This window comes from Stutzerimonas tianxiuensis (assembly GCF_053470365.1).
The window spans coordinates 115,086-127,208 of the sequence record NZ_JBPVWS010000012.1; the positions used below are offsets into that span (position 1 = coordinate 115,086).

Below are 12,123 nucleotides of genomic sequence, written 5' to 3' on the forward strand. Positions count from 1 at the left end.
TCCTCCTGCCGGTCTGCTCATGCGCTTATTCCTCGCGCGTCACGCGCAACACTTCTTCGATGGTGGTCACGCCCTCTCGTACCTTACGCAGACCGTCATCGCGGATGCTCGGGCCCAGACGGCGGGCATGGCGAACCATGTCCTGCTCGGCGGCGCGGGTGTGGATCATGCTGCGCAGGGTGTCGTCGAACAGCACCAGTTCGTAGATGCCGGTCCGCCCACGGTAGCCCAGCTGGCGACAAACGTCGCAGCCTTCGGCGTGGTACAGCGTCGGGGCTTCGCTCGAGTCGAGGCCGAACAGCGCGCACTCGGCCTCGTCGGCGACATAGGCGCGTTTGCAGTCATTACACAGCACTCGGACAAGGCGTTGGGCCAGTACGCCAAGCAGCGACGAGGAAATCAGGAACGGTTCGACGCCCATGTCCACCAGGCGGGTGACCGCACCGATGGCGCTGTTGGTGTGCAGGGTCGAGAGCACCAGGTGACCGGTGAGCGAAGCCTGCACGGCCATGTCGGCGGTTTCCTGGTCGCGGATCTCGCCGACCATCACCACGTCGGGGTCCTGGCGCAAAATGGCGCGCAGGCCCCGCGCGAAGGTCATGTCGACCTTGGTGTTGACCTGGGTCTGGCCGATGCCCTCCAGGTTGTATTCGATCGGATCCTCGACGGTGAGGATGTTGCGCGTACGGTCATTGAGCGTGACCAGACTGGCGTACAGCGTGGTGGTCTTACCCGAGCCGGTCGGGCCGGTGACGAGAATGATCCCGTGCGGCTTTTGCACGGCCTGCTCCATGACCTTGCGATCACGGTCGCTCATGCCCAGATGGCGGAGCGTGAGCCGGCCGGCCTGCTTGTCCAGCAGACGCAGTACAACCCGCTCACCATTGGCCGAAGGCAGCGTCGAAACACGGATGTCCACTTCGCGACCACCGACGCGTAGGGAAATGCGCCCATCCTGCGGGATGCGCTTCTCGGCAATATCCAGCCGCGCCATGACCTTGATCCGCGACACCAGCAGCGCCGCCAGCTCTCGCTTGGGCTGCACAACCTCTCGCAGGATGCCGTCGATACGAAAGCGAATGACCAGACGTTTTTCGAAGGTTTCAACATGGATATCGGAGGCGTTCTCCTTGATCGCCTCGCCCAGGATGGCGTTGATCAGGCGAATGATCGGGGCGTCATCTTCCTGTTCCAGCAGATCCTCGGTTTCCTGGATCTGATCAGCCAGGCTGTGCAGGTCCATATCATCGCCGAGGCCTTCGACCATCTGCATCGCAGCGGAGGAGTCGTGCTGATAGGCCGCACTCAGGGCCTGCTCGAATTCATCCTGCGCCAGCCATTGCATCGCCAACGGACCACCGGCGACACGCTGGGCCTCCTGCACAGCGGTCAGCGGCGCACCTTCACGGGCGCACAAACGCAGGCCCTCCGGGCGCTCCAGCAGAAGCACGCCGTGGCGGCGAGCGAAAGCGAACGGCAGCCGCCTGGGCTGCGATTCCTCCATCAGGATCATTTCATTCACGTCTAGATCGGCCATGTGAATTTCTCATGAGTAATGCGATCGAACGTCGTCGGCATTCCGAAGCCAGCGCAACCAAATGCATTGGACTACAGGGAATCCATGACATTACAGGCACTGATCCGATTTTTTTTGCACATGCGCCGCGCCGACCGGCACCAAGGTCGCATACAGACAAGCCCGCCGACGAATACAACGTCTATGGTCCGTCATTCATGATTGCGCCGCGCATAACCGAGTACAGAACCTTAGACGAAGGTCGAACCCAATACCGACGCAGCCTGCAGCGATACAAAGCAACCTAATGGTCACGACGTGAACGAACATCCGCCGTTGCGTTCAGATTAAAACAGTTGTTTGATTTCCATAGCCCTTGCAGAATGCCGCGCCGCAGCAGGCAAACCGGCAAGTGCAGGGGCCCGTTAGCCGATTCACACCCAGCCGCCATCCGCAGTGGCCGGGCGAAAAGTAACGCCAGCGTTGCGATAGCCGGGTTACCGCGCAGCACGCTGGTTACGATCAAGCAGGAGAACAAGAACAATGCACATTGGTGTTCCTCTCGAAACCAGGCCCGGTGAAACGCGCGTTGCCGCGACACCGGAAACCATCAAGAAGCTGATCGGGCAAGGGCATCGGGTGACGGTGCAGAGCGGAGCTGGCGTACAGGCCAGTGTTCCGGACAGTGCCTTCGAAGCGGCAGGCGCAACCATCGCCGATGCCGCTGCGGCGTTCGCAGCAGAGATCCTGCTGAAGGTGAACGCACCGAGCGAAACCGAACTGGCGCAGATGCAGCCAGGCACGGTCTTGGTCGGCATGCTCAATCCCTTCGACAATGAAAACATCGCACGCATGGCCGAACGCGGGATCACCGCCTTCGCCCTGGAAGCCGCGCCGCGCACCTCGCGCGCGCAAAGCCTCGACGTGCTCTCCTCGCAGGCCAACATCGCCGGCTACAAGGCGGTGATGGTTGCCGCCAACCAGTACCCGCGCTTCATGCCGATGCTGATGACCGCCGCCGGTACGGTGAAAGCCGCACGGGTGCTGATCCTCGGTGCCGGTGTAGCGGGTCTGCAGGCCATTGCCACGGCCAAGCGCTTGGGCGCGGTCATCGAAGCCTCGGACGTACGTCCGGCGGTGAAGGAGCAGATCGAATCGCTCGGCGCCAAGTTCGTTGATGTGCCCTGCGAAACCGACGAAGAGCGCGAATGCGCCGAAGGTGTTGGCGGCTATGCCCGGCCGATGCCGGCCAGCTGGATGGCGCGTCAGGCGCAGGCCGTGCACGAACGTGCCAAGCAGGCCGACATCATCATCACCACTGCGCTGATTCCGGGCCGCAAGGCGCCGACGCTGTTGCAGGAAGAAACCGTGCAGCAGATGAAGCCCGGCTCGGTGGTGATCGACCTCGCCGCCTCTCAGGGCGGTAACTGTCCATTGACCGAAGCCGATCAGGTGGTGGTCAAGCACGGCGTGACCCTGGTTGGCTACACCAACCTGGCGACGCACGTGCCGGCGGATGCCTCGGCGCTATACGCACGCAACCTGCTGGACTTCCTCAAGCTGGTGATCGATGGCGAAGCCAAGTTCCAGCTCAATCTCGAAGACGACATCGTCGCCGCGTGCCTGATGTGCCGCGACGGCCAGGTCGTGCGCACCAACGGTTAAGGGAGCCCGAAAGAATGGACCTGATATCTGATGGCATCTACAACCTGATCATCTTTGTGCTGGCGATCTACGTCGGCTACCACGTGGTCTGGAACGTCACCCCCGCGCTGCACACGCCGCTGATGGCAGTCACCAACGCCATCTCGGCGATCGTCATCGTCGGTGCCATGCTCGCTGCCGCGCTGACTGTCACCCCGATGGGCAAGCTGATGGGAACCCTGGCCGTGACCCTGGCCGCGGTCAACGTCTTCGGTGGCTTCCTCGTCACTCGCCGCATGCTGGAAATGTTCAAGAAGAAGGAGCGCGCAGGCGCCAAGGCGGAGGTCAAGCCATGAGCATGAATCTGATTACCCTGCTCTACCTCGTCGCCTCGGTGAGTTTCATCCAGGCGTTGAAAGGCCTGTCGCACCCCACCACCTCGCGCCGCGGCAACCTGTTCGGCATGATCGGCATGGGCATCGCCGTGGTCACCACGGTATTTCTGGTGTTCAAACTGGGCGCGCAGCTGGTCGAGAGCGCCAGCCCTTGGAGCGGTCTGGGCTTCATCGTCTTTGGCCTGCTGGTCGGCGGCACCATCGGCACTCTGATGGCCAAGCGCGTCGAGATGACCAAGATGCCCGAACTGGTCGCCTTCATGCACAGCATGATCGGCCTGGCCGCGGTGTTCATCGCCATCGCTGCCGTGCTCGAGCCGCAATCGCTGGGTATCGTCCAGGCCATCGGCTACCCGATCCCGGCTGGTAATCGCTTGGAGCTGTTCCTCGGTGCAGCCATCGGCGCCATCACCTTCTCCGGTTCGGTGATCGCCTTCGGCAAGCTGTCGGGCAAGTACAAGTTCCGCCTGTTCCAGGGCGCGCCTGTGTCGTTCCCCAACCAGCACAAGATCAACCTCGCCGTTGGCGTGGCGATTCTGGTGCTGGGCCTGATCTACACCTTCAGCGGCAACTTCACCGCGTTCCTGATCCTCGTGGCGCTGGCGTTCGTGATCGGCGTGCTGATCATCATCCCCATCGGTGGCGCGGACATGCCGGTGGTTGTATCGATGCTCAACAGCTACTCGGGCTGGGCGGCGGCCGGTATCGGCTTCTCGCTGAACAACTCGATGCTGATTATTGCCGGTTCGCTGGTGGGCTCGAGCGGTGCGATCCTCTCGTACATCATGTGCAAGGCGATGAACCGCTCGTTCTTCAACGTCATTCTCGGTGGCTTCGGTGGCGACGCCGATGCCGGCCCGGCAAAAGGCAGCCAGGAGCAGCGTCCGGTCAAATCCGGCTCCAGCGATGACGCCGCCTTCCTGCTGTCGAACGCCGATACCGTGATCATCGTTCCCGGCTATGGCCTGGCGGTAGCACGTGCACAGCATGCGCTGATGGAACTGGCCGAGAAGCTGACGCACATGGGCGTGACCGTGAAGTATGCGATCCACCCAGTTGCCGGCCGTATGCCCGGGCACATGAACGTGCTGCTGGCCGAGGCCGAAGTGCCGTACGAGATGGTCTTCGAGATGGACGACATCAACTCCGAGTTCGGCCAGGCCGACGTGGTGCTGGTGCTTGGCGCCAACGACGTGGTCAACCCGGCCGCGAAGAACGATCCCAAATCGCCTATCGCCGGCATGCCGATCCTCGAGGCGTACAAAGCCAAGACGGTCATCGTCAACAAACGCTCCATGGCCAGCGGCTATGCCGGTCTGGATAACGAACTGTTCTACATGGACAAGACCATGATGGTCTTCGGTGATGCCAAGAAGGTCGTCGAGGACATGGTCAAAGCAGTCGAATAAGCGACACCCGCTGCACCAGAACCCCTCGCGGCTCAGCCTCGAGGGGTTTTTTATGCACCCTCAACCGAACAATTCGGTGCCTGAAGCACCGGTACAGTAGGTCTGCTTGCACAACTGGACCGGCACAATTCAGATTCCCTGTGGCTGTTACGCAACAGCCCGGCACGCGACTCTATCTGCCCATAACCCATCCCCGTGAATTGCGGGAAGGAGCGGCTCATGGAGCGCGTACTGACTTGGAGGCAAAAAACAGCAATCGGCTTGCCGCCGCTGCACCGGGTATTGCAGCAGCTACGTCTGTGGCAGCGACGCGCACGAACCCGCCAGCACCTGGCTGCGCTCGATGAGCGTCAGTTGGCTGATGTCGGGATCAGCCAGAGCGAGCGGATGGACGAGCTGAGCAAGCCCTTCTGGCGCGGATAAAGCCGCTTCCAGGCGGCCTCGTCGGGCCTTAAGCTGAACGGCACGCTGGCCCAAAGGTCATAGCGAGTAACGGCGAAAAATTGCGTCTAGCCTGGAGAACACCATGAACAAGTATCTGTTGTCAGTTGCCACCGCGGCCTGCCTGGTCGCGGGCACCGCTTCAGCCGGAAGCATTACCGGCACCATCGATGCCATCGGCGCATCGCTGGTCAACACCGTCGAAGGCACCTCCGATATCACCTCGAACCTGGGCGACGACAAGCTGGTGCTCGACGCCAAGGACGATGCGGCGCGTTTCGTCGCCAGCAATGGCGAGGCGCGCGGCGCTCACCTGGAAGCAGCGCTGAAACACATCCGCACCCAGGCCCCAACCCTGCACGCCAGCGATCTGCAACTGGCCGGGGCGATTCTGGCGCTCTGACACGCACGACCGATTAAGCGCAGTGCTGGTTCTGGGGCTGGCGTTTAGCTAGCCTTGGCGGCTGTTTCTCTGGCTCCAGGATTTGCATGCGTTCGCTCTATCTAGCACTTGCCAGCTGCTGCTTCTGCGGTGGCGCCCAGGCCTTCGACACCACCCTCGCTGGCACCGTCGCCTCCAGTTACGTTGCCAGCCAGGTGACCAGCGCCCCTTTCGACAACAAGCTGATACTCGACGCTCGCGACGATGCGGCCGGGTTCGTTGCGACTCAAGGACAGATCCGAGGCGCTCGCCTGGACGCTGCACTGCGCTGGCTGCGCGAGCGGCAACCGCAGCTACTGGCCGGTGACCTTGAACTGGCCGAGGCAATTCTCGTCCAACCATCGACCCCGCTCCCCCGAGACAGATCATGAACTTCAAGCTGATCGCCGCATCTTTCGCCCTGGCCCTTTTCGCCGGCGGTGTTCAGGCGCAGACGCTGGTGGCTACCAGCAATATCGTCGTCAACGCCTTGGACCGCAGCATCAACTTCACCTCCGACGTGACCAGCCGCATCAGCGACATGAAAGTTGTCGGCGAAGCCCGCGACGAGGCGGCCGGCTTTGTTGCCAGCGGCGGTGAAATACGCGGCGCGCGACTGGAAGCAGCCCTCGGTCGCTTACGTGATGCCTTCCCGGCAGCCCAGCAGGCCAGTGACCTCGCCTTGGCCGAAGCCATCCTCGCTCAGTGAAATCATCTCGGGCCCGGTGGCTGGGCGTTGCGCTCACCCTTGTCATGCCTTTCGCTAATCTGTGCCAGGCCGAGCTGCGCCTAGCGCTTGATAGTGCCGAGCTGCAACCGGCCGAACGCGCCGCCAGTCAGCAATTGCTGGACGAAGCGCTGGCCGCGTTGCCGCCGCGAATGCTCGAGCGTCTCGACCGAGATGTCCGCGTCCGCTGGCATGACGGACTGACCCACGATGTCTATGGCAGCGCCGGAGGCAACCTGCTGCTGCTCAACCGGCGCCTGCTGCCGACACTCACCGATGGCAGCGCAGCCGCTCAACGCACCGAGCGGCCGCACGGCACGGTGCGTCAGGAAATGCTGGCGACGCTTATTCACGAAGTGGCTCATCTCTATGACCGCGCCCAGCTCTGGTCGCCGGAAATCCATCGACAGCAGGCTTTCTGTGGACAGCGCGCCAGCAGTCTCGGCCTGGTCGGCTTGCCGGACAGCTGCCGCGGGCAGACCGAGCGCCGCTTCACCCTCAGCGACGACCCGCGCCTGCTCGATCTGGCCGGCTGGCCACAACGCGTTGGCCAGCGCGGCGCACGCGAACAAGACAATGCCCAGCAGGCACGCAGCCCCGATGCCTACGAGCTGAGCAGCCCGCTGGAATTCGTAGCGGTGAACCTGGAGTACTTTCTCCTCGACCCCCGCTACGCCTGCCGTCGCCCTTTGCTGCATCACTATTTCAGCCAGCATTTCGGCTGGCAGCCAGCCGGGGTCGAAGCCTGCAAAAGCGCCTTGCCGATCCTCAACGCCGGGCATGACTTCGCGCGCACCCCGCTGATCGAGCTCGACCCCGAGCGCGTCTACGCCGTTGACTATCTGTTCGCCGAGGCCAACGACGCATGGGTCAGCCGCTGGGGCCACAGCATGCTGCGCCTGGTGATCTGCGCGCCAGGCCGCCCGCGCGGGCCGGACTGCCGCCTGGATCTGGACCATCACCTGGTGCTGTCTTTTCGCGCATTCGTCGGCGATGTACAGCTGTCGAGCTGGGACGGACTCACTGGCGTCTATCCTTCTCGCCTGTTCGTCCTGCCGCTGGGCCAGGTGATTGATGAGTACACCAAGGTCGAACTGCGCAGCCTCGCCTCAATTCCCCTGAAGCTGCAGCGCGAGGAGATCGAAAACCTGGTGATACGCAGCGCCGAAATGCACTGGAGCTACGACGGCGACTATTACTTCCTGTCGAATAACTGCGCGGTCGAAACCCTCAAGCTGCTGCGCAGCGGTACCGCCCGCCCCGAACTCGCCGCCCTCGACAGCATCCTGCCCAGCGGGCTTCTGGAAATACTGATCAATCGCGGCCTGGCCGACGCCAGCGTGATCGACGAGCCACAGGAGGCATTGCGCCTGGGGTATCGCTTCGATTCCTACCGTGATCGTTACCAGGCCATGTTCGCCGTGCTTCGCGAACGCCTGGGTCTGCCGCAAACCGATGTGCAAGCCTGGCTGGAACTAAGCGCTGAAGCACGACGCCCCTGGATCGAGCAGGCCGACCTGCGAGCCAGCGCGGCGCTACTGTTGGTGGAGCAGGCCGCACTGCGCCGCCACCTGCTGTTGGCTCAGGAAGAACTGAAGAACCGCTACCTGAGCGGAAGGCAACAAGACGATCAAAGCCTGGCCAAGGCGGACGAAACCCTGCAGGGCATTCTTGCCAACAGCGGCTATCTCAGTCAGCCGGCGCAATTGCTCGACGGCAACGGTTATGGTTTGCCGCAGGCCAGCGAATGGCAACGCCTGGAATCTGAAAGCAGCCAACGTCAGGCTCGCCTCAACCAGCTCACCGATGCGCTGAACGCCGAGGTGCGGCTGTTACTCGGCGAAGAGCGGCGGCTGGAGCTTGAGGGCGTCGAAGCCAACCTGGCGCAAATCGGCCAACATCTTCGCAAGCTGCACAGGGCCGGAGGCGGACTGCAGTTGCCTTGACATAACTATCCGGCGGCGCGCAACGCCCATGATCGCGAGCAAGAACTGGGTGCCCCTCGCCCGTATAAGAGCAGTGCGGCAGGGCGACATGACCATTGGGCGCGCCTGGAGCCGTGAGCGTTGGAGCAACCGCCTGCAGCGTACCGGCACTTTTCTCGAGGCGAAAAAAAACCTCGAACTTCGTTGGGGGAGGGGGAAGTTCGAGGTTTAAATCCGGAACGCCAGAGGCGTATCCAGAGATCTGCCAACACTTAACACAACAAGGAGCATCGAAGGGCTTTTACACCCTTCGTAGCCTATGACCGAGCTTTCTATCCATGAGTTCAATGCCGAAAGGAAAATATTTCCATAACGGAGCTTAGCCGCTCTAAGACGGGGCATTCAGCTCAAGACAGTTTCGTCAAACGTCTTCGCCTGCACCCATAACGTGCAGCGCGACTGCCTTCAGCTACTGATGCAGCGGCGCCCCGGCAAGACAGTCTCCAGCGCAGCCCGCTGGTGCCTGTTCTTAGTGCGCCTCGTCCCAGTTGTTGCCCACCCCGGCTTCGACCAGCAGCGGCACATCCAGCTCAGCGGCCCCGCTCATCAACGGAAGGATCTGCGCGCGCACCTGTTCGACCAGATCCTCACGAACCTCCACCACCAGTTCATCGTGGACCTGCAGGATCACGCGCGCATCTAGGCCGCTCTCCTGCAGCCAGTTATCCACGGCGATCATGGCGCGTTTGATGATGTCCGCCGCGGTGCCCTGCATGGGTGCGTTGATGGCGGTGCGCTCGGCGCCTTTGCGCATGGCGCCGTTCTTCGAATTGATCTCCGGCAAGTACAGCCGACGGCCAAACAGCGTTTCCACGAAGCCCTGCTCCGCCGCTTGCGTGCGCGTGCGCTCCATGTAGGCGAGCACGCCAGGGTAGCGAGCAAAATAGCGGTCGATGTAGGCCTGCGCCTCGCCGCGACCGACGTCGATCTGCTTGGCCAGGCCGAAAGCGCTCATGCCGTAGATCAGGCCGAAATTGATCGCCTTGGCGCTACGGCGTTGATCGTTGGTGACCTGATCCAGTTCGACGCCAAACACTTCCGCCGCCGTGGCGCGGTGCACGTCCAGGTCATTCTGGAACGCGTGCAAGAGGCCGGCATCCTGGGCCAGGTGTGCCATGATCCGCAGTTCGATTTGCGAGTAGTCGGCTGCCAGCAGCTTGTAGCCCGGCGCCGCGACGAAGGCCTGGCGGATACGCCGGCCCTCGGCCGTACGGATCGGAATGTTCTGCAGATTCGGGTCGGACGACGACAAGCGCCCGGTCGCTGTCACGGCCTGGTGGTAGCTGGTGTGGATGCGGCCGGTGCGCGGATTGATCTGCTGCGGCAGCTTGTCGGTGTAGGTGCCCTTGAGCTTGCTCAGGCTACGGTGCTGCATGATCACCTTCGGCAGGGGGTAATCCTTTTCAGCCAGCTCGGCCAGCACGCTTTCGGCGGTAGACGGCTGACCGCCTGCGGTCTTCGACAGCACCGGGCAGCCGAGCTTGTCATAGAGGATCGCGCAGAGCTGCTTGGGCGAGCCGAGGTTGAACTCTTCACCCGCGATGTCGAAGGCCTCACGCTCCAGCTCGACCAGTTTGTTGCCCAGCTCGACGCTCTGCAGTCCGAGCAGGTTGGCGTCGACCAGCGCGCCGTTGCGCTCGATGCGCGCCAGCACCGGCACCAGTGGCATCTCGATCTCGTTCAGGACCTTGAGCAGCGAAGGCGTGGCCTCCAGCTTGTTCATCAGGGTCTGATGCAGGCGCAGAGTGACATCGGCGTCTTCGGCAGCATAGGGACCAGCCTGCTCGACGGCAATCTGATCGAAGGTCAGCTGTTTGGCGCCCTTGCCGGCGATGTCTTCGAACCGGATGGTGCCGCGGCCGAGGTACTTGAGGGCCAGGCTGTCCATGTCATGGCGCGTGGCCGTGGCGTCGAGCACATAGGATTCGAGCATGGTGTCGAAGGTCATGCCGCGCATCTCGATGCCGTAATGCATCAGCACGTTCATGTCGTACTTGCCGTGCTGGCAGATCTTGCGCTTGCTCGGGTCTTCGAGCAGCGGCTTGAGCGCGGCCAGCACCGCGTCACGATCAAGCTGCTGCGGCACGCCCATGTAGCTGTGGCCGAGCGGCACGTAGGCAGCCTGGCCTGCTTCAATGGCGAAGGAGACGCCGACCAGCTGCGCCTTCTGTGCATCGATACTGGTAGTTTCGGTGTCGAAAGCGAAGCAATCCGCAGCCTTCAGCCGTGCAAGCCAGGCATCGAATTCGGCCTGATCGAAAAGGGTGCGGTATTCGGCTTCAGCCTGGATCGAGCAACCCTCGGGCTGCACCTCGCAGTCTTCACCGGCGGCCTTGGCCTCACGTAGCAAATCGTCGAGCCAGTTCTTGAACTCCAGCTCGCGGTACAGCGCAATCAATGCCTCACGGTGCGGCTCGCCCGGCATCAGATCGCCGACCTGAACATCCAGCGGTACGTCGATCTTGATCGTGGCCAGCTCATAGGACATGAACGCCGCGTCGCGATGTTCTTCAAGCTTGGCGGCCAGCGACTTGGCGCCGCGGATCGGCAGGCCAGAGACCTTGTCGAGATTGTCATAGAGGCCTTTGATGCCGCCTTCGATGCCGTTGAGCAGGCCGCACGCGGTCTTCTCGCCAACCCCGGGCACACCGGGGATGTTGTCGACTTTGTCGCCCATCAGCGCGAGGAAGTCGATGATCAGATCCGGGCCGACGCCGAACTTGTTCTTCACGCCTTCGATGTCATAGACGCTACCGGTCATGGTGTTGACCAGGGTGACATGCGGGCAGACCAGCTGGGCCATGTCCTTGTCGCCAGTGGAGATGACCACGTCGCGCTTGAGCGCGGCACACTGCCGCGCCAGTGTTCCAATCACGTCGTCCGCCTCGACGCCTTCAACGCACAGCAGTGGCATACCCAGCGCACGCACACTGGCATGCAGCGGCTCGACCTGGCCACGCAGGTCGTCGGGCATCGGTGGACGATGGGACTTGTATTCAGCGAACAGCGTGTCTCGGAAGGTCGGGCCCTTGGCGTCGAAAACCACCGCGAAGGGGCTGTCCGGATACTGCCGACGCAACGACAACAGCATGTTCAGCACGCCCTTCACGGCGCCGGTGGGCTTGCCGGTAGAGGTGGTCAGCGGAGGCAGGGCGTGGAAGGCGCGGTAGAGGTAGGACGAACCGTCCACCAGAACGAGGGGCGCTTGGCTCATGAGCAGGATCAACCTTTTCGACGGGTCCGCAGCTAGAATGCACAGGACCACTTGACGACAAAGGGACAAGGTTATCATGCGCACATTCAAACCTTTGCTGCTGGCCGGGCTGCTGGCAATGATGCCGCTGAGCGGTTTCGCCCAGGAATCGGTCGATGGCGAGCCTGACGTCACGATTCGCCAAGACGGCGACCGTACGGTCGAGGAGTATCGCGTCAACGGCTTCCTCTATGCGGTGAAGATCACGCCCAAGACCGGCAAGCCGTACTTCTTGGTCCGTGCCGATGGCGACAGTAACTTCATCCGCGCCGACCGCCCGGACATGCTGATCCCGGCCTGGGAAATCTTCAGCTGGTAGCCCAGCCTAGACA

Annotated in this window: 11 protein-coding genes; 9 read left to right on the forward strand and 2 right to left on the reverse strand. The window is 62.4% G+C overall.

Annotated elements, in window-relative coordinates; all coding sequences use genetic code 11:
* Nucleotides 1–25: 25 nt before the first annotated feature.
* Nucleotides 26–1,537, reverse strand: a complete 1,512-nt coding sequence (gene gspE, locus ACSSNI_RS15975; RefSeq protein ID WP_200640382.1) for a type II secretion system ATPase GspE — start codon at nucleotides 1,535–1,537, stop codon at nucleotides 26–28.
* A 522-nt stretch (nucleotides 1,538–2,059) separates the two neighbouring features.
* Between gspE and ACSSNI_RS15980 the strand changes: the two genes are divergently transcribed.
* The 8 genes from ACSSNI_RS15980 (at nucleotide 2,060) to ACSSNI_RS16015 (ending at nucleotide 8,499) form a co-directional block, all read left to right on the forward strand.
* Complete coding sequence (locus tag ACSSNI_RS15980) at nucleotides 2,060–3,181, forward strand: Re/Si-specific NAD(P)(+) transhydrogenase subunit alpha (protein ID WP_102837185.1); 1,122 nt, start codon at nucleotides 2,060–2,062, stop codon at nucleotides 3,179–3,181.
* 14 nt (nucleotides 3,182–3,195) lie between these two features.
* Entirely contained in the window at nucleotides 3,196–3,516 is a 321-nt protein-coding gene (locus ACSSNI_RS15985; RefSeq protein WP_102837186.1) for an NAD(P) transhydrogenase subunit alpha part 2, read from the forward strand.
* Entirely contained in the window at nucleotides 3,513–4,964 is a 1,452-nt protein-coding gene (locus ACSSNI_RS15990) for an NAD(P)(+) transhydrogenase (Re/Si-specific) subunit beta (protein WP_148925809.1), read from the forward strand. Before ACSSNI_RS15985 ends, ACSSNI_RS15990 begins: the two co-directional genes overlap by 4 nt.
* A 219-nt stretch (nucleotides 4,965–5,183) precedes the next feature.
* A complete protein-coding gene (locus ACSSNI_RS15995) occupies nucleotides 5,184–5,387 on the forward strand; it encodes a DUF1127 domain-containing protein (protein WP_148925808.1) in 204 nt (67 codons plus the stop codon).
* Nucleotides 5,388–5,490: 103 nt separating this feature from the next.
* Entirely contained in the window at nucleotides 5,491–5,808 is a 318-nt protein-coding gene (locus tag ACSSNI_RS16000) for a DUF2388 domain-containing protein (RefSeq protein WP_102837259.1), read from the forward strand.
* Nucleotides 5,809–5,894: 86 nt separating this feature from the next.
* Entirely contained in the window at nucleotides 5,895–6,218 is a 324-nt protein-coding gene (locus tag ACSSNI_RS16005) for a DUF2388 domain-containing protein (protein WP_200640381.1), read from the forward strand.
* Nucleotides 6,215–6,535: a DUF2388 domain-containing protein gene (locus ACSSNI_RS16010; protein WP_102837190.1), complete on the forward strand. Its 321-nt coding sequence runs from the start codon at nucleotides 6,215–6,217 to the stop codon at nucleotides 6,533–6,535. Before ACSSNI_RS16005 ends, ACSSNI_RS16010 begins: the two co-directional genes overlap by 4 nt.
* Nucleotides 6,536–6,579: 44 nt before the next feature.
* Entirely contained in the window at nucleotides 6,580–8,499 is a 1,920-nt protein-coding gene (locus ACSSNI_RS16015; RefSeq protein WP_200640380.1) for a DUF7844 domain-containing protein, read from the forward strand.
* 508 nt (nucleotides 8,500–9,007) lie between these two features.
* Here ACSSNI_RS16015 and polA read toward each other — a convergent pair.
* Complete coding sequence (gene polA, locus ACSSNI_RS16020; protein ID WP_448259641.1) at nucleotides 9,008–11,752, reverse strand: DNA polymerase I; 2,745 nt, start codon at nucleotides 11,750–11,752, stop codon at nucleotides 9,008–9,010.
* 76 nt (nucleotides 11,753–11,828) lie between these two features.
* On the opposite strand from polA, the gene ACSSNI_RS16025 reads away from it, so the two are divergent.
* Complete coding sequence (locus ACSSNI_RS16025; RefSeq protein ID WP_102837193.1) at nucleotides 11,829–12,110, forward strand: DUF2782 domain-containing protein; 282 nt, start codon at nucleotides 11,829–11,831, stop codon at nucleotides 12,108–12,110.
* Nucleotides 12,111–12,123 lie beyond the last annotated feature (13 nt).